22 protein-coding genes are annotated in these 23,586 nt (G+C 71.5%); 9 read left to right on the forward strand and 13 right to left on the reverse strand.

What is annotated here, in order from left to right; all coding sequences use genetic code 11:
• Nucleotides 1–12: 12 nt before the first annotated feature.
• The 3 genes from purL to purS are packed head-to-tail and all read right to left on the reverse strand — an operon-like array spanning nucleotide 13 to nucleotide 3,364.
• Entirely contained in the window at nucleotides 13–2,394 is a 2,382-nt protein-coding gene (purL, locus tag Q9R26_RS12645; RefSeq protein ID WP_259362674.1) for a phosphoribosylformylglycinamidine synthase subunit PurL, read from the reverse strand.
• Between the two features lie 17 nt (nucleotides 2,395–2,411).
• Nucleotides 2,412–3,107, reverse strand: a complete 696-nt coding sequence (gene purQ, locus Q9R26_RS12650) for a phosphoribosylformylglycinamidine synthase subunit PurQ (RefSeq protein WP_027465024.1) — start codon at nucleotides 3,105–3,107, stop codon at nucleotides 2,412–2,414.
• A 5-nt stretch (nucleotides 3,108–3,112) separates the two neighbouring features.
• Nucleotides 3,113–3,364: a phosphoribosylformylglycinamidine synthase subunit PurS gene (purS, locus tag Q9R26_RS12655; protein ID WP_017886272.1), complete on the reverse strand. Its 252-nt coding sequence runs from the start codon at nucleotides 3,362–3,364 to the stop codon at nucleotides 3,113–3,115.
• 178 nt (nucleotides 3,365–3,542) lie between these two features.
• Between purS and Q9R26_RS12660 the strand changes: the two genes are divergently transcribed.
• Both Q9R26_RS12660 and Q9R26_RS12665 read left to right on the forward strand, forming a co-directional pair.
• Nucleotides 3,543–4,151: a PadR family transcriptional regulator gene (locus tag Q9R26_RS12660; RefSeq protein WP_182064674.1), complete on the forward strand. Its 609-nt coding sequence runs from the start codon at nucleotides 3,543–3,545 to the stop codon at nucleotides 4,149–4,151.
• On the forward strand, nucleotides 4,148–5,692 hold the full coding sequence (locus Q9R26_RS12665; protein WP_311227478.1) for a DHA2 family efflux MFS transporter permease subunit: 1,545 nt from the start codon (nucleotides 4,148–4,150) through the stop codon (nucleotides 5,690–5,692). The genes Q9R26_RS12660 and Q9R26_RS12665 overlap by 4 nt, the downstream gene beginning before the upstream one ends.
• Before the next feature lie 94 nt (nucleotides 5,693–5,786).
• Here the strand turns inward: Q9R26_RS12665 and Q9R26_RS12670 are convergent, their stop codons facing one another.
• The gene (locus Q9R26_RS12670; protein ID WP_209133096.1) at nucleotides 5,787–6,608 is read right to left on the reverse strand and encodes a cytochrome c oxidase assembly protein; all 822 of its coding nucleotides are present in this window, start codon (nucleotides 6,606–6,608) and stop codon (nucleotides 5,787–5,789) included.
• Nucleotides 6,609–6,773: 165 nt separating this feature from the next.
• A complete protein-coding gene (locus Q9R26_RS12675) occupies nucleotides 6,774–8,087 on the reverse strand; it encodes an acyltransferase (protein WP_311227479.1) in 1,314 nt (437 codons plus the stop codon).
• 167 nt (nucleotides 8,088–8,254) lie between these two features.
• Between Q9R26_RS12675 and Q9R26_RS12680 the strand changes: the two genes are divergently transcribed.
• On the forward strand, nucleotides 8,255–8,719 hold the full coding sequence (locus Q9R26_RS12680; protein WP_182064678.1) for a Fur family transcriptional regulator: 465 nt from the start codon (nucleotides 8,255–8,257) through the stop codon (nucleotides 8,717–8,719).
• A 95-nt stretch (nucleotides 8,720–8,814) separates the two neighbouring features.
• On the forward strand, nucleotides 8,815–10,332 hold the full coding sequence (locus Q9R26_RS12685) for a catalase (RefSeq protein WP_182064679.1): 1,518 nt from the start codon (nucleotides 8,815–8,817) through the stop codon (nucleotides 10,330–10,332).
• A gap of 79 nt (nucleotides 10,333–10,411) precedes the next feature.
• Here the strand turns inward: Q9R26_RS12685 and Q9R26_RS12690 are convergent, their stop codons facing one another.
• From Q9R26_RS12690 to Q9R26_RS12700, 3 genes are all read right to left on the reverse strand, one after another.
• Nucleotides 10,412–10,978, reverse strand: coding sequence for a GNAT family N-acetyltransferase (locus Q9R26_RS12690; RefSeq protein ID WP_311227480.1), 567 nt, complete (start codon nucleotides 10,976–10,978; stop codon nucleotides 10,412–10,414).
• A gap of 107 nt (nucleotides 10,979–11,085) precedes the next feature.
• Nucleotides 11,086–11,955, reverse strand: a complete 870-nt coding sequence (locus Q9R26_RS12695) for a VOC family protein (protein WP_311227481.1) — start codon at nucleotides 11,953–11,955, stop codon at nucleotides 11,086–11,088.
• A 68-nt stretch (nucleotides 11,956–12,023) separates the two neighbouring features.
• Complete coding sequence (locus Q9R26_RS12700; protein WP_311227482.1) at nucleotides 12,024–12,809, reverse strand: SDR family oxidoreductase; 786 nt, start codon at nucleotides 12,807–12,809, stop codon at nucleotides 12,024–12,026.
• Between the two features lie 127 nt (nucleotides 12,810–12,936).
• Here Q9R26_RS12700 and Q9R26_RS12705 point away from each other — a divergent pair, with 127 nt between their 5' ends.
• Both Q9R26_RS12705 and lepB read left to right on the forward strand, forming a co-directional pair.
• Nucleotides 12,937–13,512: a hypothetical protein gene (locus Q9R26_RS12705; RefSeq protein WP_259580415.1), complete on the forward strand. Its 576-nt coding sequence runs from the start codon at nucleotides 12,937–12,939 to the stop codon at nucleotides 13,510–13,512.
• Nucleotides 13,509–14,156, forward strand: coding sequence for a signal peptidase I (gene lepB / locus Q9R26_RS12710; protein ID WP_311227483.1), 648 nt, complete (start codon nucleotides 13,509–13,511; stop codon nucleotides 14,154–14,156). The genes Q9R26_RS12705 and lepB overlap by 4 nt, the downstream gene beginning before the upstream one ends.
• A 90-nt stretch (nucleotides 14,157–14,246) precedes the next feature.
• On the opposite strand, the gene Q9R26_RS12715 is transcribed toward lepB, so the two are convergent.
• Nucleotides 14,247–14,564, reverse strand: coding sequence for a hypothetical protein (locus Q9R26_RS12715; RefSeq protein ID WP_027465033.1), 318 nt, complete (start codon nucleotides 14,562–14,564; stop codon nucleotides 14,247–14,249).
• An 88-nt stretch (nucleotides 14,565–14,652) separates the two neighbouring features.
• Between Q9R26_RS12715 and Q9R26_RS12720 the strand changes: the two genes are divergently transcribed.
• Nucleotides 14,653–15,894 (forward strand): SpoIIE family protein phosphatase, encoded by a 1,242-nt coding sequence (locus Q9R26_RS12720; protein ID WP_311227484.1) that lies wholly within the window; start codon nucleotides 14,653–14,655, stop codon nucleotides 15,892–15,894.
• A gap of 212 nt (nucleotides 15,895–16,106) precedes the next feature.
• On the opposite strand, the gene Q9R26_RS12725 is transcribed toward Q9R26_RS12720, so the two are convergent.
• A complete protein-coding gene (locus Q9R26_RS12725; RefSeq protein WP_311227485.1) occupies nucleotides 16,107–16,976 on the reverse strand; it encodes a phosphoribosylaminoimidazolesuccinocarboxamide synthase in 870 nt (289 codons plus the stop codon).
• Entirely contained in the window at nucleotides 16,973–18,241 is a 1,269-nt protein-coding gene (purD, locus tag Q9R26_RS12730) for a phosphoribosylamine--glycine ligase (protein WP_182064693.1), read from the reverse strand. The genes Q9R26_RS12725 and purD overlap by 4 nt, the downstream gene beginning before the upstream one ends.
• 57 nt (nucleotides 18,242–18,298) lie before the next feature.
• Between purD and Q9R26_RS12735 the strand changes: the two genes are divergently transcribed.
• On the forward strand, nucleotides 18,299–18,670 hold the full coding sequence (locus Q9R26_RS12735) for a sterol carrier family protein (RefSeq protein WP_111088729.1): 372 nt from the start codon (nucleotides 18,299–18,301) through the stop codon (nucleotides 18,668–18,670).
• A gap of 272 nt (nucleotides 18,671–18,942) precedes the next feature.
• On the opposite strand, the gene Q9R26_RS12740 is transcribed toward Q9R26_RS12735, so the two are convergent.
• Nucleotides 18,943–21,531, reverse strand: coding sequence for a LuxR C-terminal-related transcriptional regulator (locus tag Q9R26_RS12740; RefSeq protein ID WP_311227486.1), 2,589 nt, complete (start codon nucleotides 21,529–21,531; stop codon nucleotides 18,943–18,945).
• Between the two features lie 108 nt (nucleotides 21,532–21,639).
• On the opposite strand from Q9R26_RS12740, the gene Q9R26_RS12745 reads away from it, so the two are divergent.
• Nucleotides 21,640–22,041 carry a hypothetical protein gene (locus tag Q9R26_RS12745; RefSeq protein WP_259580426.1) on the forward strand — a complete coding sequence of 134 codons (402 nt, stop codon included), beginning with the start codon at nucleotides 21,640–21,642 and terminating at the stop codon, nucleotides 22,039–22,041.
• An 84-nt stretch (nucleotides 22,042–22,125) separates the two neighbouring features.
• Here the strand turns inward: Q9R26_RS12745 and purF are convergent, their stop codons facing one another.
• Entirely contained in the window at nucleotides 22,126–23,583 is a 1,458-nt protein-coding gene (gene purF / locus Q9R26_RS12750; protein ID WP_042539088.1) for an amidophosphoribosyltransferase, read from the reverse strand.
• Nucleotides 23,584–23,586: the final 3 nt, after the last annotated feature.

A 23,586-nucleotide genomic window follows, 5' to 3' on the forward strand; every position in this document is an offset into this window, starting at 1 on the left:
GGCGACCCGGACCTAGGCGTCGGTGCGCGGCGAGAAGGCACCGTCGGAGTCGAGCGGCCCGCGGCCGACGTACCCCTCGGTGACGTCCTCGACGATCACGTCGCCGAAGCGGGCAGGCAGCGTCGCGGCGTGGGTGCCGCGCAGCTCGTCGACCGTGGCCTCGAACGCGCCCTGGACCTCGAGCGTGCTCGACGTCGCGTCGGTCACGCCGATGCGCAGCACCGGGAACCCCCGGCCGTCGCACATGCCCTGGAACCGCACGTCGTCCTCGCGGCGGACGGTCACGATGACGCGACCGGTCGACTCGGAGAACAGCGCCGTCGCGGTGTCGATGCCGTCGCGGGCCTCGAGCTCGTCGAGGACCACGCGTGCGCCGATGCCGAAGCGGAGCACGGACTCGGCGAGCGACTGGCCGAGGCCGCCGTCCGCCAGGTCGTGCGCGCTGGTGAGCAGCTGCTCGCCGGACGCCGCGTACAGCAGCTCGGCGAGGGCCTTCTCGCGCTCGAGGTCCACCGCCGGCGGACGCCCGCCCAGGTGCCCGTGCACGGTGCCGGCCCACGCGGAGCCGTCGAGCTCGAGGCTCGTGGTGCCGAGCAGGTAGATGTTGTGGCCGTCGTCCTGCCACCCCGACGGCACGCGCTTGGCGACGTCGTCGATGATGCCGAGCACGCCGACGACGGGCGTCGGGTGGATCGGGGTCGTGCCGGTCTGGTTGTAGAACGACACGTTGCCGCCGGTGACCGGGATGCCGAGCTCCATGCAGCCGTCGGCCAGGCCCTCGACCGCCTCGGAGAACTGCCACATGACCTCGGGGTTCTCCGGAGAGCCGAAGTTCAGGCAGTCGGTGACGGCGGCGGGGACGGCACCGGTGACGGCGACGTTGCGGTAGGCCTCGGCCAGGGCCAGGCGTGCACCCTGCTTCGGGTCGAGCTGGCAGTAACGACCGTTGGCGTCGGTGGCGATGGCGACACCGAGCCCCGTCTCCTCGTCGACGCGGATCATGCCGCCGTCGTCGGGGAAGGACAGCGCGGTGTTGCCGAGCACGTAGGTGTCGTACTGGTTCGTGACCCAGTTCTTCGACGCCAGGTTCGGCGAACCGAGCAGGCTGAGGAACTGTGCCTTCAGCGCGGGGCCGTCGGCCGGCCGGTCGAGCGAGGCGGCGGTGTCGGCCTGCAGCGCGTCGATCCAGGTCGGGTAGGCGACCGGGCGGTCGTAGACCGGGCCGTCGACGGCGACGGTGCGCGGGTCGACGTTCACGATCTCCTGCCCCTGCCAGTCGATGACGAGTCGGCCGGTGCCGGTGACCTCGCCCAGCACGCTGGTCTCGACCTCCCACTTGCCGACGACGCTCAGGAACTCGTCGAGCTTGTCGGGGCGGACGACCGCCATCATGCGCTCCTGGCTCTCCGACATCAGGATCTCTTCGGCGGTGAGCGTGGGGTCGCGGAGCAGGACGTCGTCGAGCGAGATGTGCATGCCGCCGTCACCGTTGCTCGCGAGCTCCGAGGTGGCGCAGGAGATGCCCGCGGCGCCGAGGTCCTGGATGCCCTCGACCAGGTCCTTCTGGAACAGCTCGAGGCAGCACTCGATCAGGACCTTCTCGGCGAAGGGGTCGCCGACCTGCACGGCCGGACGCTTGGTCGGGCCGCCCTCGGTGAAGGTGTCGGACGCCAGGATCGACGCGCCGCCGATGCCGTCGCCACCGGTACGGGCACCGAACAGGACGACCTTGTTGCCGGCGCCGGACGCGTTCGCCAGGTGCAGGTCCTCGTGGCGCAGGACGCCGACCGCGAGGGCGTTGACCAGCGGGTTGCCCTGGTACACCGGGTCGAAGTAGGTCTCGCCGCCGATGTTCGGCAGGCCGAGGCAGTTGCCGTAGAACGAGATGCCACCGACGACGCCGTGCACGACGCGTGCGGTGTCCTCGTGGTCGATCGCGCCGAAGCGGAGCTGGTCCATCACGGCGACGGGGCGGGCGCCCATCGAGATGATGTCGCGGACGATGCCGCCGACACCGGTGGCCGCGCCCTGGTACGGCTCGACGTAGGACGGGTGGTTGTGCGACTCGACCTTGAAGGTCACCGCCCAGCCGTTGCCGACGTCGACGACTCCGGCGTTCTCGCCCATGCCGACCATCAGGTTCTTCGTCATCTCCGGCGTGACCTTCTTGCCGAACTGACGGAGGTAGTTCTTCGAGGACTTGTAGGAGCAGTGCTCGCTCCACATCACCGAGTACATCGCCAGCTCGCCCGAGGTGGGGCGGCGGCCGAGGATCTCCTTGATGCGGGCGTACTCGTCCGGCTTCAGGCCCAGCGCGTCGTACGGCTGCTCCTTGTCGGGGGTGGCTGCCGCGTCCTGCACGGTGTCGGGCTTCGGGCGAACGGGTGTCGTCACGGTGTCGTTGTTCCCTGTCACTTGACGAGCGCGTGCTCGATCACGGAGGTGAAGAAGGTCAGGCCGTCGGTGCCCGAGGCCATCGCAGCGGGGGTGTCCGGGCCGAAACCGGCCTCGGTCGCGTGCTCCGGGTGCGGCATGAGGCCGACGACGTTGCCGCGCTCGTTCGAGACGCCGGCGATGTCGTCGATGGAGCCGTTCGGGTTCACACCGACGTAGCGGAACACGACCTGGCCGTTGTCCTCGATGCGCTTGATGGTGTCGGCGTCCGCGACGAAGCGGCCGTCGGCGTTCTTCAGCGGGATGGTGATCTCCTGCTGGGCGCTGAAGCCGGAGGTCCAGGCGGTGGCGGTGGTCTCGACGCGGAGCTTCTGGTCGCGGCGGATGAACTGCTGGTGCGCGTTGCGGGTGTGCGCTCCGGGGACCAGACGGGCCTCGGCCAACATCTGGAAACCGTTGCAGATGCCGAGCACGGGCATGCCCTTGCCGGCGGCGTCGATGACCTCGGCCATGATCGGGGCCTTCGCGGCGATCGCGCCGGCACGCAGGTAGTCGCCGTACGAGAACCCACCGGGCAGCACGATGGCGTCGACGCCCTGCAGGTCGTGGTCCCCGTGCCACAGGGCGACGGGGTCGGCGCCGGCGAGACGGACGGCGCGCTGGGCGTCGCGGTCGTCGAGCGAGCCGGGGAACGTGATGACGCCGATGCGCATCCGGGTCACTGGCCTTCGACGGTCACGGACACGACGTCCTCGATGACCGCGTTCGAGAAGACGTCGGCTGCGATGTCACGGACCTCGGCGAGCTTGGCGTCGTCGACGGGGCCGTCGACGGTCACCTCGAAGCGCTTGCCGATGCGGACGTTGGTCAGGTCGGCCTTGCCGAGGCGGGCCAGGGCGTTGCCCACGGCCTTCCCCTGGGGGTCGAGGATCTCGGCCTTGGGCATGACCTCGACGACGATCGTTGGCACGTGTTCTCTCCAGCACTTCAGGGGTGGGGGGACGCGACCAGTCTACGGGGCGCGCGCGACACGCCGGGACGGCCACGGGCCTCCTGGCCGGCCGTTGCTGTGCGGTTGCTCATGCATGTTCCAATGCGTATATTCCACTTCGAATAGTCAACAACGAACAAGCGGACTGGAGGCACGTGTGCCGTCGCTCACGCCACTCGCGTTCGCCGCGCTCGGGCTCCTGGCCGAGGGGCCGACGCATCCCTACGAGATGTTCCAGACGATGACGCACCGCCGGGACGGCCGGAACGTCAAGGTCCGGCCCGGCACCCTGTACCACCAGGTCGGCCGCCTGGTGGAGCTCGGCCTCGCCGAGGTCGTGGGGACCGACCGGGCGGGCAACCGTCCGGAACGCACCACCTACGCGATCACGGACGACGGGTGGACGGCCCTGCACGACGGGCTCGTCCGGCTGATCGCCGAACCGGCCGAGGAGTACCCCGTCTTCCACCTGGCCGTCGCCGAGATCGAGAACCTGTCGGTCGACGAGGCCGAGTCCGCCCTCCGGGCACGGGCCGTCGCACTCCAGGCCCAGCGCGACGAGGCGGACGAGATCCTCGGGGTCGTCCGTGCCAAGGACCTGCCCGAGCGGTACTGGCTCGACGTGTCGTACGTGCGTGCCATCCTCACGACGCAGATCGAGTGGCTCGTCGCCACGGCCGACCGGATCGCCGCCGGCCACATCTCCTGGGACGCCCCCGCCGCGTCCGAAGACACCACCACGAACAGCAAGGAAACCACTCGATGACCACCGTCACGCCTCCGCGGACGACCGAGAAGAAGCCGTGGCCCGCCCTGTGGGCACTCGTCGTCGGGTTCTTCATGATCCTCGTCGACTCGACCATCGTGTCGGTCGCCACCCCCACCATCGCCCAGGAGCTCGACGCGGACATCAACTCCGTGATCTGGGTGACGAGCGCCTACCTGCTCGCCTACGCCGTGCCGCTGCTCATCACCGGCCGGCTCGGTGACCGCTTCGGCCCGAAGGTCATGTACCAGATCGGCCTCGTGGTCTTCACGCTCGCCAGCCTGTGGTGCGGCCTGGCCGGCTCGATCGAGGTGCTGATCGTCGCCCGCGTCGTGCAGGGTCTCGGCGCCGCGATGATGAGCCCGCAGACCATGTCGGTCATCACGCGCATCTTCCCGCCGCAGAACCGCGGCGCAGCGATGGGCCTCTGGGGCGCCGTCGCCGGTGTCGCGTCGCTCGTCGGCCCGATCGTGGGCGGCCTGCTCGTCGACGGCTTCGGCTGGGAGTGGATCTTCTTCGTGAACGTCCCCGTCGGTGTCGTCGCGTTCGTGCTCGCGCAGCGCTTCGTGCCGTCGTTCGACCGGCACGGGCACCGCTTCGACTACCTGGGCATCGTGCTGAGCGCGGTCGGCCTGTTCCTGCTCGTCTTCGGCATCCAGGAGGGCGAGACCTACGACTGGGGCACCATCGCGGGCCCGATCTCGGTCTGGGCGCTCATCATCGTCGGCCTCGTCGTGCTCGCCGGGTTCGTCGTCTGGCAGGGCGTGCAGAAGGGTGAGCCGCTGCTGCCGCTCGGCCTGTTCCGCGACCGCAACTTCACCCTGGCCAACGTCGCCATCACGGCCGTCGGTGTCGCGATCGCGTCGTTCGCCCTGCCGATCATGCTGTGGGCCCAGGACGTCCTGCGCTTCTCGCCCACCCAGGCCGCGCTGCTCCTCGTGCCGCAGGCCGTGCTGTCGGCGGCACTGGCCCCGATCGTCGGCAAGAACCTGAACCGCTGGAACCCGCGCTGGGTCGCCGCGTTCGGCCTCGCCTGCTTCTCGGCCGGCCTGTTCTGGTTCGGCGCCCTGCTGTCGAGCGGTGCCGAGTGGGGCTGGGTGCTCCTGCCGAGCGCGCTCCTCGGTCTCGCCAACGCCTGCATGTGGGGACCGCTGTCCGTCTCGGCGACGCGCAACCTGCCGCCGAAGCTGGCCGGTGCCGGCTCGGGCGTCTACAACACCACCCGCCAGATCGGTGCGGTGCTCGGTTCGGCCGGCATCGCCGCCCTGATGGAGGCCCGGATCACCGCGAACTTCCCGGCGTCGTCCGGTGGGGCCTCGGCCGGTGGTGCGGAGCAGCAGGTCGGCGCGCTGCCGGGCTTCCTGCTCGAGCCGTTCTCGAAGGCCATGGGTGAGTCGCTCTACCTGCCCGCGATCGTGCTCGTCGTGGCCATCGTCGCGGCGCTGTTCCTGGCGAAGCCGAAGCAGACCGTCGCGTGGCAGCAGACCGGCTCGGTGACCACGCAGCCCGACGCCGAGCCCGCCGGGGCCCCGTCGAAGTAGGGCACGAACGCACTTCGTGAGCAGCAATGGTCGGGTGCCCGAAGGCGACCCGACCATTGCTGCTCACGAAGTGGAACGAGGGGCGTCCCGACGCTCAGCCGCGGCGCCGCAGGTGCGCTCGGGTCAGCTCGTCCATCTGCTCGTCGGTCAGGGCGTCGACGGCCCGGGCCTCGCGGCGGTCGGTCCGCTGCCACCGGATGAACAGGGCGACGAGCACGGGGATGTCCGCCACCTCGGCGATGAACCACAGCAGGTCGCCCGCCAGGTGCTGGTCCTGCAGCGGCGACGGGTACCAGGCCCGCCCGACCACCGGCACGAGGGACCCGTCGAGCACGTGGTTCGTGATCCGCAGCACGATGCCGGGGACCGCGTCGACGACCAGCTCGACGAACGCCAGCAGGAACTCGGCCGTGGCGAACGTCGACGAGACGAGCACGCCGACCTCGGACAGGGGCGCGAGCAGGCCGAACCCGAGCGCCGGCACGGCCACGGTGATGACAGCCGCCCATGCGGGGGACTCCCGGATCACCGCCGAGAACGGGGTGAGCAGGACGGCGAACAGCGCGAGCGCGACCAGCGGCGCGACGATCGCGTTGCCGAGCAGGCGCACCGGACGTGACCCCATGACCGCGTCGGCGACCTGCGCGAGGCGACCCGGGCCGCCGATCCGGAGCAGTGCGACGGGCGCACCGAGCGCGGCGAAGGTGGGGACCGCGAAGAACAGCAGGGCGGCCCGCAGGACGAAGGCCCAGCGCAACCGCTCGTCGTCGACGCCGACGATGCCGAACTGCAGGACGCCGAACAGCACGAGCGCCGTGGCGAAGGCGAGCGTGCGCCACCACGGCCAGCGGGCACCCCGTCGCGCCGCGCCGCCGACCCACCGGCAGTAGGCGACCGCGGCGACGACGAGGAGCACCGCCGCCAGGGGATCGAACCGCCAGGTGCTCCAGAACTCGGGTGTCGACGGCGTGGGGAGCCTCCTGGGGATCAGGCGGGCTCGTCCTCCGCGCCGCCGGAGCCATCCTCCGTCCGCCCGACGTCCGCCGGGGGCCCGGCTGGCCCTGGGACGGTGAGAACCGGTTCAGATCCGGGCGACCCCGCGTGCCGGGACGGTCCGCGACAGCAGCCAGACGCCGATCGGCACGGCCACTGCACCGACGAGCGCGACGCCGAACGACAGGTGCAGCTGCATCACGAGGAACGCCGGGCCGATCGTGCAGAGGGCGGCGAGCGCGACGACCGGCCACGATGGACGGTCGGCCGACGGCAACAGCCGGGGGAGCGGCCGGTCGAACCAGCGCAGAGCCCTGGCCACCCCGAGCGCGACGGCGAGCACCACCACGAGTGCGACGACCCGGGACGCCCACCACGGACCGGAACCCGGCGTCGGGAACGGCAGTCCGACGAGCAGGGCGACGCCGTTCAGCGCGATGAAGAGCGGCAGGTGCCACAGGTAGATGGTCATGCCGTCCCGGCCGAGCACGAACACTGCCCCGAGGGCGGCCCGGGTGCGCATCAGTCGGGAGAGCGGAGCGTGCACGAGCTGGACCAGGCAGGCCTGCGCGATCGCCAGGAACGCCAACGGGAGCATCGGCGGGTTGAGGTCCTGCAGCATGTCGGGTGCCCAGAGCCCGACCGAGGTCATCGGTACGAGCACGGCGTAGGCGGCGACGGCGATGCCCAGCAGGAGCACCTTCGACCGGCGAGCGAACCAGCCGTCGGCCCAGAGGAAGCCGAGCTGCTGCGCGAAGAGCCACACCGGCCCGAGGTTGAGCAGCCCGACCTCGGCGACACCGGTGGCCAGGCGGACGGCGTCGACCGCTCCGGCGAGCACGAGCAGCACGGCGAGGGTGGCCCAGGGTGCTCGTTCGTGCAGGCGCATCATCACGGGCACGCAGCACTGGGTGATGCCGTAGGCGGCCAGGAACCAGAGCGGCGAACCGATGCCGAACGCGACCTCGGCCAGGAGCTCCGGCGGCGTCCCCGCGGCCGTGGCGACCCCGAGCCCGAGCGCGAGGAACACGAACAGCGGCACCGCGGGCCGGAACAGCCGCACCAGTCGGGTGGCCAGGAAGTCGCGGGCGGGGCTCGGTGCGCCTCGGGCGACGGTGCTGCGCCAGCCGACGGCGCTCGCGAACCCGCCGACCACGAAGAACAGCGGCATCACCTGCCCGACCCAGGTGGCGGCGACGTACCAGGGGAGTTCCTGCAGCGGGCTCGTGACCCGCACCCCCTGGTCGTCGGCGGCGACGCCGACCATCGTGACGTGCACGATGACGACGAGGACGACGCAGGCCGTCCGGATGAGGTCGACGACCAGGTCCCGCTTCGCGATGATCCCCCGGACGTCCTCGGTGCTGTTCGCCTGTTCAGGCAGACCCTGGCTCGTGGACATGTCCGGACGTTAGCGTGCGGATCGTCGGTCCAGCGGCGTCCCCGCGGATCGCGACCGGATCGTGACACTTCGTATTCCGGTAGCAGCATGCGTCCTTCGATGGCCGGCAGCAGAAGCTCGTGTACAGTGAACACGTTGTCTTGATTCCTGCAAAAGAAAGGCTCAGCATGGACGCCGACGCCGATCTGCTCCGTTCCTCGGGGCTCCGGGTCACGACCCCGCGACTCGCGGTGCTCCGCGCGACCGACTCGATGCCGCACGCCACCGCGGACGACATCGTCACCGCGCTCGCCGTGGAGTTGCCGACCACGAGTCACCAGGCCGTCTACGGCGTGCTGAACGCCCTGACCGGCGTCGGGCTCGTCCGCCGCATCGAACCGGCCGGCAGCCCCGCGCGGTACGAGCGCCGCACCGGTGACAACCACCACCACATCGTCTGCACCCTGTGCGGCGCCATCGAGGACGTCGACTGTGCGGTCGGCCACTCGCCCTGCCTGACGCCGTCCGAGACCCACGGCTTCGCGGTCACCACCGCGGAGGTCACCTACTGGGGCATCTGCGAGCGCTGCGCAGCGGCAGAGCGCGACGGTGTGGAGCACGACGACCCGGACGTCGCCCCCGCGCCCGCCTGACGGCGACCGCCCACCGCACCGGCCGCACGACGCGCCGGATCCCGAACCACCCGAGCACCCCTGACCGAACCAACGTCCCACCTCAAGGAGGAACCGTGTCCGACCAGAACACGCCGACCGGCACCCCGACCACCACGACCAACAGCGGCGCACCCGTCTCGAGCGACGAGCACTCGATGGGCGTCGGGGCCGACGGCCCCCTCGCGCTGCACGACCACTACCTGGTCGAGAAGCTCGCCCAGTTCAACCGCGAGCGTGTCCCGGAGCGGGTCGTGCACGCCAAGGGTGGCGGCGCCTTCGGTACCTTCACCGTCACGCAGGACGTCTCGCGCTTCACCCGAGCCGCGTTCCTGCAGCCCGGGCAGACCACCGAGATGCTCGCCCGGTTCTCGAGCGTCGCCGGTGAGCAGGGTTCCCCCGACACGTGGCGCGACCCCCGCGGCTTCGCGCTGAAGTTCTACACGACCGAGGGCAACTACGACCTGGTCGGCAACAACACCCCGGTGTTCTTCATCCGCGACGGCATCAAGTTCCCCGACTTCATCCGCTCGCAGAAGCGCCTGCCCGGTTCGCACCTGCGCGACCACGACATGCAGTGGGACTTCTGGACCCTGTCGCCCGAGTCGGCGCACCAGGTCACGTGGCTGATGGGCGACCGCGGCCTGCCGGCGAGCTGGCGCGAGATGGACGGTTTCGGCTCGCACACCTACCAGTGGATCAACGCCGAGGGCGAGCGCTTCTGGGTGAAGTACCACTTCATCACCGAGCAGGGCCACAAGACCCTGACGCAGGAGGACGCCGACCGCATCGCCGGCGAGGACGCGGACTTCCACATCCGCGACCTGCACGCCGCGATCGAGCGTCAGGACTTCCCGCGGTGGACCCTCAAGGTGCAGGTCATGCCCTACGAGGACGCCGCGACCTACCGCTTCAACCCGTTCGACCTGACGAAGGTGTGGCCGCACGCGGACTACCCCCTCATCGAGGTCGGCACGATGGAGCTCAACCGCAACCCGGAGAACTACTTCGCGCAGATCGAGCAGGCGACGTTCGCCCCCTCGAACTTCGTGCCCGGCATCGCGGCGAGCCCTGACAAGATGCTCCTGGCGCGCATCTTCAGCTACGCGGACGCCCACCGCTACCGTGTCGGCACGAACCACGCCCAGCTGCCGGTGAACGCCCCGAAGAACGAGGTCCACTCGTACTCGAAGGACGGCGGCATGCGCTTCGACTTCCAGAAGTCCGAGGTGCCGGTGTACGCGCCGAACTCGCTCGGTGGTGCGCACGCCGACCCGAACGCGACCGACGACGCCCCGGGCTGGGAGTCCGACGGTGCGCTGCAGCGTTCCGCCGCGACCCTGCACCCGGAGGACGACGACTTCGGCCAGGCCGGCACGCTCGTCCGTGAGGTCCTGGACGACGCCGCCCGTGAGCGCCTGGTCGGCAACATCGCCGGCCACGTCTCGAAGGTGACGCGCGACGACCTGCGCGAGCGCGTGTTCGCCTACTGGACGAACGTCGACGCCGACCTGGGTGCGCGCGTGCGCGCCGCGGTCACGCCGAGCGCGCCGGGCTCCAACGAGGACCCGGAGAAGGTCGCGGTCGAGGCGTAAGCCCCGCTCCACCACCTGACGGACGGGAGGCCCGGTACCAGCTGGTACCGGGCCTCCCGTCCGTCGGTCTGAAGCGGTTCTAGACCTGCTGGCCGTTCAGCCAGATCGGCCCAGCGGGCCAGTCCTCGAGCTGCGCTGCCACCGGCAGCGCCATCCAGCCGCCCTGCTCGGTGTTGCTGACGCCCGCGCCCTCGGCCGTGAACGCCGAGAAGGTGCCGACGGCCTCGGGGAACTCGTGCCAGCCGAGCTTCGAGTAGAACGGGATGCGGTCCTCGCCCGCGCCGAGGAACCCGAAGGGGACGCGGAGTCCCTCGAGGACCGCCGCGGTCCGGGTCATCAGCTCGCGGCCGACGCCGGTGCCCTGCAGACGGGGTGCGACGGCGACCAGGCCGGTGTCGCCGACCAGGACGTCCTGTCCGCCGACGGAGATGTACATGCGGCGGATGCCGACGTGGGCCAGGACGACCCCGTCGGCGTCGTGCGCGAGCACCCGGCGTTCCGGCTGCATGCCGGACCAGCTCCGGCCGCCCACGTACCAGTGCGACCAGTCGGGGAAGGCCTGCCCGAGCAGCGCTGCGATCGCTTCGTGGTCGGGGAGCGACAGCGTGCTCTCCTCGACCACCTCCCACCGGATGTCGTCAGTCACGGGTCCATCCTGCCGGTCCGGCGGCCGGTGTGGCGAGTTCCGCGCTGGGCGACACCGCGCGGGTCCGGCCGCGCGTGGGGTCGGTCAGTGCGACGTGTCGCGACGCGTCAGCCGCGAGCGGGCGTGGTCACCTCGATGCGGTTCGCCCAGGGGTCGTCGAACGCCACGGTCCGGCCGTCGTCGGCGAGCTCCACGCCGCCGTGCCGCATGCGCTCGGTCAGGGCGCCGAGGTCGTCGGTGCCCGGGACCTCGATCCGCACGAGCCCCAGGCCGAGTGCGAGCTGTCGCCGCCCGGCGCCGCGGGAGTTCCAGGTGTTCATCGCCATGTGGTGGTGGTACCCGCCGGCGCTGACGAACAGCGCCTCGCCGAAGCCGGCGGTGGTCTCGAAGCCGAGGGTGTCCACGTAGAAGGAGCGTGCGGTGGCGACGTCGCCGACGGACAGGTGCACGTGGCCGACCTTGCCCGGGCGCGCCGTGGCGGTGTCCAGGGCGTCCTGCGTCAGGTGGGACTGCAGGAACGCGTTCGGGTCGACGTACTTCGTGTCCATGTCGACCATGCCGTGCGTCCACGACCACTCGGTGCGGTCGCGGTCCCAGTACAGTTCCACGCCGTTGCCCTCGGGATCCGTGAAGTAGAAGGCGTTGCTCACCAGGTGGTCGGCACTGCCGGTGAAGCCCGCCGGGTACTGCGTGGAGACCGAGTAGAGCGCGGCGGCCAGGTCGGCGCGGGTGTCGAACAGGATCGCCGTGTGGAACAGGCCGGCCTCGCGGGGTCCGGCGTGCCGCATCGCGGGGGCGTGCTCGAGGACCACGATCGGCGTGCTGCCTCGACCGAGCACGGCCACGCCGCCGTCGTGGGAGAGCAGCGACAACCGCACGCCGTCGCGGTAGTACCGGATCATCGCGTCGAGGTCGGCGACGCGGAGCGTGACGGCGCCCATCCCGGTGTCGGCGGCGAGCAGTTCGTGCGTGTGCATGCACCCAGTCTGCGCCCGATTGGTTGACGCGTCAACCAATTTGATGACGCGTCAACCAATCCGGTGCATCAGGCGCGGTTCGAGATCCCGCCGTCGGACGTCAGCAGCTGCCCGTTCACCCAGGCGCCCTGTTCCGAGCAGAGGAACCCGACGAGCGCGGCGGTGTCCGACGGGCGTCCGAGCCGGCCGAGCGGCGTGCCCTCGACAGCCCACCCCTTGACCTCGTCGGACATCCAGCCGGTGTCGTTCGGACCCGGGTTCACCACGTTGGCGCTGACGCCGAGGCTGCCGAGCTCCTTCGCGGCGCCGAACACGATCCGGTCGAGCGCCCCCTTCGACGCCCCGTACGGCAGGTTGTACGCGATGTGGTCGCTCGTCAGGGCGACGATCCGGCGTCGGTTGCGCGGTGCGGCGTCCCCGGCGCGCTCGAGCCCGGCCGCGTAGGCCTGCACGAGCAGGAACGGCGCGCGGGCGTTCACGGCGAAGTGGCGGTCCCACGACTCGACCGTGGTGGTGCGCAGGTCGGAGTCGACGGACTCGCAGTGCGACATGACGAGCGCGGTGACGGGCGCGCCGGCTTCCGCCTCGGCGCGGTCGACGAGTGCGGCCGCCTGCTCCGGGTCCTCCAGGTCGACCGGGAGGCGCGTCACCCGTGCTCCCGCCGCCTCGCACTCCTGCACCACCGACTCGACCCCGTCCGGGTCCGCCCCGCCGCTCACGCGGTCGTCGTAGGGCCCCCACCACGAGATGGCGAGGTCCCAGCCGTCGGTCGCCAGCCGGGTGGCGAGCGCTGCACCGATGCCGGCTCTGCGGCCCACCCCGGTCACCAGGGCGAGTGGTCGTGCGGACGTCATGCGTGCCTCCTGTCCGGCGCTCCGTCGCACCGATCGGCACCCAGTCTGCCGGAACCGGCCGCCCGCGTGAGCATCGCAGCCGGTGTCCTGTCGGCGGACGGCCGACCGCGGGGGCCAAGATGGACGGATGCCACGCACACGACGGCCCTCCCGACCGGGGCGCGGACCCCGCGGCGGTCGCCCCGACCCCCGCGACCTGCCGCTCGAGCACGTCCGCGACCGGATGTCGTCGTACATCTACGGCAACATCACGGTGCTCGCCGTCGCGATCGCGGTGAACCCGGAGCAGATCCACCACGGCGCCGCGGTGGCGACCGTCCTGGCGACCGCGGTGCTCACGTACCTGGCCCACGTGCTCGCGCACCTGGTCGCGCACGGGCTCGGCGACGACGGCGAGGATTCCGCCGAGGACCGCGCTGCGCGCCGCGACTCGGTCGCGACGATCGTCCGGAACGCCAACCCGATCGCGACCTCGGGGCTGATCCCGGCGGTCCTCTACGCGGCTGCATGGGTCGGGTGGCTGCCGGCGGAGTGGGCGCAGATCGCGGCGACGGCGATCCTGGTCGTGCGCATCGGGCTGGTGGGCGTGTTCATGCAGCGGTTCAGCGGCAAGCAGCCGACGTTCCTCGGGCTGTGGGGCGGGATCGTGCTGGCCGCGGTGGCGTTCGTGATCGGTCTCGTCAAGGTGGTGCTGACGCATTGAGCGGCACGCACCCCCACGCCGAACCGCACGCCGAACCCGCCGCCGAGAGCGAGCCGGAGCGCGGGGGCCTGCGGTTCCTGCGCGACCTCGTCATCATCGTCGTCGTGGCGCTGCTGGCGTCCTTCCTGGTCAAGGCCTACCTGGTCCGTTCGTTCTACATCCCCTCGGCCTCGATGCAGAACACGCTGCTCGTCGGGGACCGGGTGCTCGTCAACGAGCTCGTGCCCGGGGTGGTGCCGCTGCAGCGTGGTGACGTCGTGGTGTTCCAGGACCCCGGCGGCTGGCTCGGCATGGGCCAGGGCGACGACCTGATCAAACGGGTCATCGGCCTGCCGGGTGACACGGTGTCGTGCTGCGACGCCGAGGGCCGCCTGTCGGTGAACGGGCACGCGGTCGACGAGCCCTACGTCGTGCTCGAACGCGGGTCGGACCGTGTCGCCGGGAAGGACTTCGAGATCACCGTGCCGGAGGGGCGCATCTGGGTGATGGGCGACAACCGGTACGACTCCGCCGACTCACGCGTGCACGGCACCGTGCCGGTCGACGACGTCGTCGGGCGCGCCTTCGTGACCACGTGGCCCGTCTCGCGCTGGTCGGTGCTGTCCCGGTACGGCGACGAGTGGGACCGGGTCCCGACGCCGTGACCGCGGAGGACGAGGGCTTCCGCTCCGAGACCGGCGGGGACGACGACCTGTCGATCCGTCGGTGTGCGGGGTCGCCGGCGAGTCGCGGGGTCAGCAGCCCGTCGTCGTCAGGGTGACCGTCGCGACCGTGCCGTCGGACACCTTGGTCGTCTGCGGGCAGAGGTCGCCGGCGCGGACCGTGACCTGGCCGAGGGGAACGCCCGCGAAGTCGGCCGTACCGCCCGGGAACACCCGCTGGTGCTCGGAGAGCTTGCCGGTCGAGGCGAACACCTTGACCTCGTAGGGGTGGTCGGCGGCGTTCGACGACACCGTGACCGACACCTGGCCGGTGGAGTCGTGGGCGCCACAGCCGGCGAGGGCCAGGAGCGCGGCCACGCCGAGGACGGTTGCGGGGACGACTCGGAGCACGACGACCAGGGTACGCCGACGCGCCGGACGACCTGCGCCCTCCGGACTGGGGACAGGCCCTGTCCGTTCCGCGCGTTACCGTGGGAGCATGCAGCCGGAAACCGCGATGTCCGTGCCCGCGCCGACGGGGGCCGATGCGGTCCGGCGAGCCGCGCTGATCGCGGCACTCGACGTGGTCGACGGCGGGGTCGAGGAACGGTTCGAACGGATCACCCGGATCGCACGCGAGGCCCTCGGGGTCTCCGGCTCGTTCCTCAACCTGGCGGGCGAGACCACGCTGACGATCAAGTCGCAGCAGAGCGACGCCGTCTTCGGCCCGGTCATCCCGCTGCAGGACACGTTCTGCGGACGGACCCTGGGCGAGCAGGGGCCCGTGGTCGTCCCGGACGCCCGCGTGGACGCCCGGTACGCGGACCTGCCGATGGTGCTCGGCGACCCGAACGTCCGGTTCTACGCCGGCGTCGGGCTCCGTGCCGGCGACGACGACCTGAAGGTCGGCACCCTCTGCCTGATCGACCCCGAGCCGCGCACCCTCGACGCCGACGAACTCGAACTCCTGCAGGAACTCGGCATCTGGGCGGAGCGTGAACTGCTCGCCGGAGCCGACGAGGACCGCCTGCGCACCGTGCTCAACGGCCTGCAGCCAGCCGAGGTGCAGGTTCCCGGCTACCGGATCACGGGGATGTCGATCCCGCACGGGCTCGTCTCCGGCGACTTCCACGACTGGCACCGTTCCGGCGAGGACTCGATCCACCTGACCGTGTCGGACGTCATGGGCAAGGGGATGTCCGCCGGGCTCCTCGCCGCGAACATCCGCGGAGGCCTGCTCGCCCGCGGCGACCAGGACCCGGGCGTCGCCGTCGCCGGACTCGAGGCACAGGTCGCACCCGAGCTCAGCCGCGCCGAGTCCTTCGCGACGATGTTCCACGGCCGACTGACCCCGTCCACCGGGCGACTCGACTTCGCCGACGCCGGACACGGGCTCGTGCTGCAGCTCCGGGACGACGGTGCCGAGCGGATCCTGCGGTCGTCGGACCTGCCGATCGGGCTGCACCCCGCCGGGATGCCCCGCGCGGCCGGGTCACTCGTGCTCCGGCCCGGTGACGTGCTCATCGTCGTGACCGACGGCGCGCTCGAGCTCTGGGACTCCACGCTCGCGTCGCTGTCGGAGCTGGGATCGCTGTACCGGGAGTCCCCGGACGTCGAGACGTTCCTGCAGCGGGTGCGCGCCCGTGTCGTCGAGCACGACCCGGGCGACGACCTGACCGTCGTCGTGGTGGCTCGCGAGTCCGTCGAGGCAGTCGAGGCAGTCGAGTCCGTCGAGGCCTGAGCGGTCGGGAACTGTCGGCTGGCTCGTCGGCGGGTCACGCGGCGAGTGGTCGCGACGTGTCGTGCGTCGGCCGCCGAGTGGTCGCGAACCGTCGGTTGGCGGGGCCTCGGGCGACGGTTCGTGACCGGTCGCTGGACCGGAGCGGGGTGTCGTGACCGCTGGACAGGCGCCGCCAGCACCGCCAGCACCGGTAGGCGCCGGCGGGCGCGGCGTCAGGCGCCGAGGCGCTCGATCAGCTCGGCGTACCGCGCAGCCGTGCGCTCGACGATCTCGTCCGGCAGCACCGGTGGCGTGCCCTGACGGTCCCAGTGCGCGCTGAGCCAGTCCCGCACGATCTGCTTGTCGAACGAGTCGGTGCGGTCGGCGGAGCGGGCGTCCCAGTAGCGGCTGGAGTCGCTCGTCAGGACCTCGTCGGCGATGCGGATCCGGCCGGTGGCGTCCTGCCCGAACTCGAACTTCGTGTCCGCGATCACGACGTCCCGTTCGAGGGCGATGGCCGCGGCCTCGGTGTAGACGTGCAGCGAGAGCTCGCGCAGGGTGGCCGCGGTCTCGGCACCGACCAGGTCGACGGTCTGCTCGTACGAGATGTTCTCGTCGTGCTCGCCCTGGGCTGCCTTGTACGCCGGCGTGTAGATCGGTTCCGGCAGGCGGTCACCGTTGGACAGCCCGGCGGGGAGCGGGACGCCGCACACGCTGCCGGTCTCCTGGTACTCGGCCCAGCCACTGCCGACCAAGTACCCGCGCACGACGCACTCGACGGGGAACATCCTCAGCGGCATGACGTGCATCGACCGTGCCTCGACGTCGGCGGGCACCGGGGTGCCACCGGAGGACGGGCCGATGATGTGGTTCGGGACGTCGCTCAGCTGGGTGAACCAGAACCGCGACAGGCGGGTCAGCAGTTCGCCCTTGCCCGGGATCGGCGGCTCGAGCGCGAAGTCGTACGCGCTGACCCGGTCCGAGGCGACGAGCAGCAGCTCGGACGCGCTCGCCAGGTCGGCGGTGCCCTCGGGCACGTAGAGCTCGCGCACCTTGCCGGACGAGACGTGCCGCCAGCCGGCGATCGGGGCGGCGGCGGTCACTTCGCGACCTTCGCGGCGATGTCGGTGCGGAACTGTGCGCCGTCGAGCGTGATGTCCCCGAGCCCGGCGTAGGCACGCTCGCGGGCCTGGGCGAAGTCCGACCCGGTCGCCACGACGCTGAGCACCCGGCCACCCGTGGCCACGAGCGTGTCGTCGAGGACGCCGGTGGCGGCGTGCGCGACCGAGACGCCGTCGCGGGCGTTCGCGTCGTCGATGCCGGTGATCGGTCGACCGGTCTGCGGGTTCTCCGGGTAGCCCTCGCTCGCCAGGACGACGGTCACGGCGACCTCGTCGTGGAACACGGGTGCGGGCACCGCGCCGAGCTGCCCGGTGGCGGCGGCCAGCAGGAGCTCGCTGAGCGGCGTGGCCAGGCGGGGGAGCACGACCTGCGTCTCCGGGTCGCCGAAGCGAGCGTTGAACTCGATCACACGGACGCCTTGCTCGGTGACGATGAGGCCGCAGTACAGGAGCCCGACGAACGGCGTGCCCTCGTGCTCGAGGCGGCGGACGGTCGGCAGCGCGACGAGCTCCGTGACCTCGTCGACGAAGGCCTGCTCGGACGGCCAGCGGTCGGCGAGCCACGGCAGCGGCGAGTACGCGCCCATGCCGCCGGTGTTCGGTCCGAGGTCACCGTCGGCCAGGCGCTTGTAGTCCTGCGCGGGGCTGAGCGCGCGGACGTCGTGCCCGTCGCTCAGGAAGAACAACGAGACCTCTTCGCCGTCGAGGAACTCCTCGACCACGACGTGTCCGTGCTGGAGCCAGTAGGTGGCGTGGTCGATCGCGGCCTGGCGGTCGTCGGTCACGAGCACGCCCTTGCCTGCGGCGAGCCCGTCGGCCTTGACCACGTACGGGGCGCCGAGCTCGTCGATCGCGGCGACGGCTTCGTCCGCCGTGCCCGCGTAGACCGGACGCCCGGTGGGCACACCGGCCTCGCCCATGATCCGCTTGGCGAACGCCTTCGAGCCCTCGAGCTGCGCGGCGGCCTTGCCCGGCCCGAACACCGGGATGCCGCGGGTGCGCACCGGGTCGGCCACACCGGCGATGAGCGGGGCCTCGGGGCCGACGACGACGAGCTCGACGTCGTTCTCGATCGCGTACTCGGCGACGAGCGCGCCGTTCGTGGGGTCGAGGGAGACGGTCTCGACGTCGGCGGCGATGCCGGCGTTGCCGGGCGCTGCCGTGATGACGTGACCCGCATGCTCAGCGAGGAGGGCCGTGATGATCGCGTGCTCGCGGGCACCGGAACCGAGGACGAGGATTCGCACCCGATCACCCTACCCAGCCCGACTCGCCGCCCGCGATGCGAGGGCTAGCCTGTGGAGATGCCACCCAGGAGGATCGAGGACGCCGACGGGCGTGCGGCACTTGCTGCCGTGCGTCGTGGGGAGACGGCTCGACCGGCCGTCGCGACCGCGGTGCGGTGGACGTTGCAGTGCCTGGCGGACGAGGTCCCGGGCAACAGCGTCGAGGTGCGGGTGCCGCCGTTCGCCGCTGTCCAGGCCGTGCCCGGACCCCGGCACACCCGTGGCACGCCGCCGAACGTGGTCGAGACCGATGCCACCACGTGGCTGGCACTCTCGTCCGGCGAGCTGACCTGGGCCGAGGCGGTCGCGCAGTCGCGCGTCAGTGCCTCGGGCTCGCGCGCCGACCTGACGGCGTTCCTGCCGGTCCGGCTGCCCGCCCCCGGCGCCTGACCCGGCGAACCGCCGGCACCGGGCCGCACGTGGCGGGGCCATCCGCGGAGAAGCCCCGCGCGAATTAGGTAGTCCCTACCGATGCGCCCGCATCGACCCGGTTCCTAAGCTTGAAGTCGCCGGGATTCGGACCCGACCCGAACGGGTCCGAACCCGGCGACAGGCACCAAGGTACGCGATGTTCCACACAACGTGTCAATCGCAGCGGCGCGTCGTGCTGCAATCCGCAACGTTCTTGCGTGCGCGACAGCCGATGCCGAACGCCGAGCACCTCAGAGCAGTTCGCTGAGCTCCGACCGCGCGTGCAGGTCCCACTTCGCGAAGACGCGCGACAGGTGCGCGTCGATCGTCCGCGTCGACAGCCCGAGGGACTCCGCGATCCGCCGGTTGCTCAACCCCTGCGCGGCGAGCTCGGCGACCTCGTACTCGCGCTTGGTCAGCGGTGGTTTCGAGCGCCCGGCGGTCACCGAGACGCCGTGCGCCGAGAGCACGCCCTGCGCCGCGATCACCCGCGTCCGGTCGTCGGCACGGACGGCGTCGGCGTACTCGATGACCGCGGCTGCGAGCGGGCCGTCGACGCGGGTCGCGGCCTCGCGCATCCGGTCGAGCGAGGACGCCGAGTCGCGCCCCTGCAGCATGCCGACCGCGTGGTGCAGCGCGTACCCGTACATGACGTGCGTCCACGAGCCGTTGGCCGTGCTGCGTTCGATGATGTCGTCGGCGTGCTGCAGCCCGGCCGGGTTGCCGAGCACGGCCTCGGTCCAGGCGATCGACACGGCGACCTGTTCGCCGGTGATCCGCATCGCCCGCTGGGGCGTGGTCCGGGCACGTTCGAGCGCGTTGGAGGCTTCTTCCGGTCGTCCGCCGTACGCGAGCGCCAGGGCCAGCCGCGCCCAGGGGTAGGCCGCGAACCCGCCGTGGTCGGCGATGTCGTAGCGTTCGCACGCCGCCGAGAACGCGGCGACGGCGTCGTCCCAGCGGCGCTGCGCGATCGCCAGGTTGCCCTGGCCGATGAGCTCGAGCGTGAAGTCGTACTTCAGGTACGGGCTGGACCGGCCCGCCGGCACCTCGGTGATCAGGTCGTCCAGGTCGCCGCGCCACATCTGCACCTGGTGCAGGACGGAGGAGTTCTCGCCGACGCTCCACGGGGCTGCCTCGACGTGCGCCACCGCGGTGGCCAGGGCACGGCGACCGAGCGCGGACGCGTCGTCCAGTCGGCCGGCGGTCGCCAACGCCATCACGGCGCACGGTGCGACGGCGAGGAACGACATCGGCATGGTCGGGGCGTGCACGATGCCGCTGCGCTCGATCTCGGCTCGGACCTCGGCGAAGTCCCCGCCCCACCCCTGGTGCGCCATCCGCAGCAGCCGCAGCCGTTCGACGGCCTCGTCGGACACCACCAGACGTGTGGCGGCATCGGCCAGGGCGACCGCCGCAGCGACGTCGTCGTCGTGGAACTGACGGATGTTCGCCAGGGTCTCGCACGCTTCGATGACGGCCTCGTCGGTGACGTCGCCGACGTGCCGCTTCGCCACACCCCAGGCCGCTTCGGCGTCGGCGCGGCCGGCCTCACGGCCGTCCGAGTACGAGTACGCGAGCGAGCGGAGGCAGTGCGCCGTGACCTGCTCGGTCGGCGTGAGCGTCGTGCGGAGCGCCGCCGAGGCCAGGGCGATCCCGCTCTCGTGCTCCTGCAGCCGCACGGCGACCTGCGCCGCGTCGAGCAGCTGGTCGACCGACGGCAGGACGCCGCACTCGAGCGACCACAGCGCGGCACGCAGGCGTGCCGCGGGCGGTGCGCCCTCGGGACGGTCGGTGCGGAACGCGTTCGCGCGGGCGAAGAGTGCCGTGCGTCGGGCGACCGGCACCAGCGTCCGGATGACCTCGCCGACGAGCGGGTGCGACGGCCGGACGACCGCGGCGCCGTCCTCGAGCGAGTCGATCCGGACCAGGCCGAGCGCGACGACCCGGTCGACGTCCCCGCCGCTGACCAGGCCGAGCAGGCGGGCGAGCGGGATGGGGTCGGCGAGGGCGACGATGTCGACGACGTCGCGCAGGTCCTCCGGCAGCGAACCGAGTTCCGTGCGGTACATGTCGGCGAGGCTGTCCGACGCGGTCACCCGCCCGCGCCAGTACCACCCGGTCGCGGTGTGGTCGAGGGCGCCGGAGACCCGCGCCGCACGGACCACCTCGCGCAGGTACAGCGGATTGCCGGCGGTGGCGCGGTGGACGCGCTCGGCTGAAGCGTTCTCGAGCGGCGAGCCCAGCGCCTCGGCCACGAGCGCGGCGGTCTCGTGCAGCGCGAGTGGCTGCAGGTCGATGCGCTCGAGCAGGTCGTCCTGCCACAGCGCGCGGAGCGGCTCGGGGAGCGCCGTGAAGTCGCGGCAGGTCAGGACCAGCCGGGCGCCCTGTCGGCGGACCAGCCACGCGACGTACCGCGCGGAGATCGCGTCGAGGTGGTCGGCGTCGTCGACGCGGAGCAGCACGTCACGGTCGACGAGGTCCTCGATCGCCCGGAAGCGCTGCTCGGCACCGGTGTCGTCGGACAGCTCCGAGATGGACGCGGGCAGCTCGCCGAAGCGCTCGGCGACGGCGCCGAAGGGCATCGACCGGCTCGCGGCGACCGCCGTGATCGGCACGACGACCGTGCGGCCGGTGCCGTCGCGACCGGCGACGCGGTCGGTGACCCGCGCCGCGGCGGTGCTCTTGCCGATGCCGGGGGCACCGACGAGCGCGACACTCCACCGGTGCTCGGCGACGACGGAGACGGCGCGGTCCTCTTCCGCGCGCTGCGCGACGGGCCAGGCCACGCGGGCGGGTGCGGCCGGTCGGCGTCGGCGAGCGGGTGCGGTTCGTTCACGCATCCGACACACCTCCTCCGCTTGGGATACCGACCAGTAGCGACCATCCTCTCCCGGAACGACCGCCGCGCACAGGCCGCGGGACGTCCCACAGTGGGGGACAATGGACGGGTGAGCACCACCGATCAACCCGACGAGCAGCCGCTCCCCACGCCGGCACCGGCTCCCAGCGCGGTCGCCAGCCCCGACGAGGTCACCATCCGCCGTGCACCGAAGTTCGGCGTGTTCATCGTCGGCGGTGCCGTGCTCGGGTTCCTCGCGACCCTGGTCGTGGTCGCCCTCACCATGAACCTCGGCGGCCAGCGGGACCAGACCAGCTTCGGCAGCCTGGTCGGCTACTTCAGCCTGTGGGGCGTCACGATCGGCGCCTTCGTCGGTGCGGTCGTCGCCGTCGTGTTCGACCGGGTCTACGCCCGGCGGTCGGCCCGCCTGACGGCGGAGCGCGTGGAGGTCGAACTGCCGCCCGAGACGGTCGACGGCGAGCTCGACGACCACGGTGACCCGCGGCCGTAGCCGCGAGCAGCAGATGGACAGGAGGCCCGTGGCGGTGTCGCCACGGGCCTCCTGTCCGTCTGCTGGTCGCGCCTCGGGCGCGGCCTAGCTGAGCTGGTTCGCCTCGACCCAGGACAGGTACTCCGGGCTCACGGTGCCCGTGACGTACTCGCCCGTGAAGCAGCTCATCTCGAGGTCGGTCACGTCCGAGCCCTCGATGATGGCGTCCCGCATGTCCCCGACCTCCTGGTAGATCAGGTGGTCGCTGCCGAGCACTCGGTTGATGTCCGGGATCTTCCGGTCGTGCGCGATGAGCTCCGCACGTGTCGGCATGTTGATGCCGTAGACGTGCGGGAACCGGACAGGGGGAGCAGCGCTCGTGAACGTGACCTCGTTCGCGCCGGCCGCCCGGGCCATCTCGACGATCTCGCGGCTCGTGGTGCCACGGACGATCGAGTCGTCGACGATCAGGATGTTCTTGCCCTTGAACTCGGACGACATCGCGTTGAGCTTCTGGCGCACCGAACGCTTGCGCTCCGCCTGCCCCGGCATGATGAAGGTGCGGCCGACGTAGCGGTTCTTGTAGAAGCCCTCGCGGTACTCGATGCCGAGCTTCCGGGCGACCTGCATCGCCGCCGGACGGCTCGAGTCCGGGATCGGCATGACCACGTCGATGTCACCGGTCGGCGCGTACTGCTCGATGGTGTCGGCGAGGCGGTTGCCGAGGCGCAGACGCGCGTCGTAGACCGAGATGCCGTTCATCACGGAGTCGGGACGTGCCAGGTAGACGTACTCGAACGAGCACGGCACCAGGCGCGGGTTCTTCGCGCACTGGCGGGCGTGCATCTGGCCGTTCATCTCGATGAAGACCGCCTCGCCCGGGGCGATGTCGCGGACGATCTCGTAGCCGCCGGACTCGAGCACGAGCGACTCACTCGCGACGACCCACTCCGGCTGCCCGGCCTCGTCGAACTTGTGGCCGAGGATCAGCGGGCGGATGCCGAACGGGTCGCGGAAGGCCAGCAGTCCGTGCCCGGCGATGGTCGCGATCGTGGCGTAGGAGCCCTCGACCCGCTCGTGCACGCGCTCGACGGCGTCGAAGACCTGACCCGGATCGAGGTTCGCGCCGCGGACCTGGCCCTGCAGCTCGTGCGCCAGCACGTTCACCAGGAGCTCGGTGTCGCTCGTCGTGTTCAGGTGCCGACGGTCGATGTCGAACAGTTCACGCGTGAGTTCCCGCGTGTTGGTGAGGTTGCCGTTGTGGACGAGGACGATGCCGTACGGCGCGTTCACGTAGAACGGCTGGGCCTCTTCTTCGTTCGTCGCGGCGCCCTTGGTGGCGTAGCGGACGTGTCCGAGCCCCATGGTGCCGAGGAGGGCACGCATGTCGCGGGTGCGGAACGCCTCGCGCACGTGCCCGCGGGTCTTGTGCATGTGGTGCACGTGACCCTCGACCGTGGCGATGCCCGTCGAGTCCTGCCCGCGGTGCTGCAGGAGGAGCAGTGCGTCGTAGATGGATTGGTTGGCTGGGCCCTGCGCAACAAGGCCGACGATGCCGCACATTCG

Origin of the sequence: Curtobacterium sp. BRB10 (genome assembly GCF_031844325.1) — a bacterium.
GTDB classification, from domain to species: domain Bacteria; phylum Actinomycetota; class Actinomycetes; order Actinomycetales; family Microbacteriaceae; genus Curtobacterium; species Curtobacterium poinsettiae_A.

Coding starts and splice junctions, on each gene's coding strand:
- Q9R26_RS12735 (WP_111088729.1), top strand. CDS start 18,299: ATGCCACCCAGGAGGATCGAGGACGCCGACGGGCGTGCGGCACTTGCT.
- Q9R26_RS12675 (WP_311227479.1), bottom strand. CDS start 8,087: ATGTCCACGAGCCAGGGTCTGCCTGAACAGGCGAACAGCACCGAGGAC.
- purF (WP_042539088.1), bottom strand. CDS start 23,583: ATGTGCGGCATCGTCGGCCTTGTTGCGCAGGGCCCAGCCAACCAATCC.
- Q9R26_RS12705 (WP_259580415.1), top strand. CDS start 12,937: ATGCCACGCACACGACGGCCCTCCCGACCGGGGCGCGGACCCCGCGGC.
- Q9R26_RS12680 (WP_182064678.1), top strand. CDS start 8,255: ATGGACGCCGACGCCGATCTGCTCCGTTCCTCGGGGCTCCGGGTCACG.
- Q9R26_RS12700 (WP_311227482.1), bottom strand. CDS start 12,809: ATGACGTCCGCACGACCACTCGCCCTGGTGACCGGGGTGGGCCGCAGA.
- Q9R26_RS12665 (WP_311227478.1), top strand. CDS start 4,148: ATGACCACCGTCACGCCTCCGCGGACGACCGAGAAGAAGCCGTGGCCC.
- purQ (WP_027465024.1), bottom strand. CDS start 3,107: ATGCGCATCGGCGTCATCACGTTCCCCGGCTCGCTCGACGACCGCGAC.
- Q9R26_RS12695 (WP_311227481.1), bottom strand. CDS start 11,955: ATGCACACGCACGAACTGCTCGCCGCCGACACCGGGATGGGCGCCGTC.
- Q9R26_RS12740 (WP_311227486.1), bottom strand. CDS start 21,531: ATGCGTGAACGAACCGCACCCGCTCGCCGACGCCGACCGGCCGCACCC.
- Q9R26_RS12720 (WP_311227484.1), top strand. CDS start 14,653: ATGCAGCCGGAAACCGCGATGTCCGTGCCCGCGCCGACGGGGGCCGAT.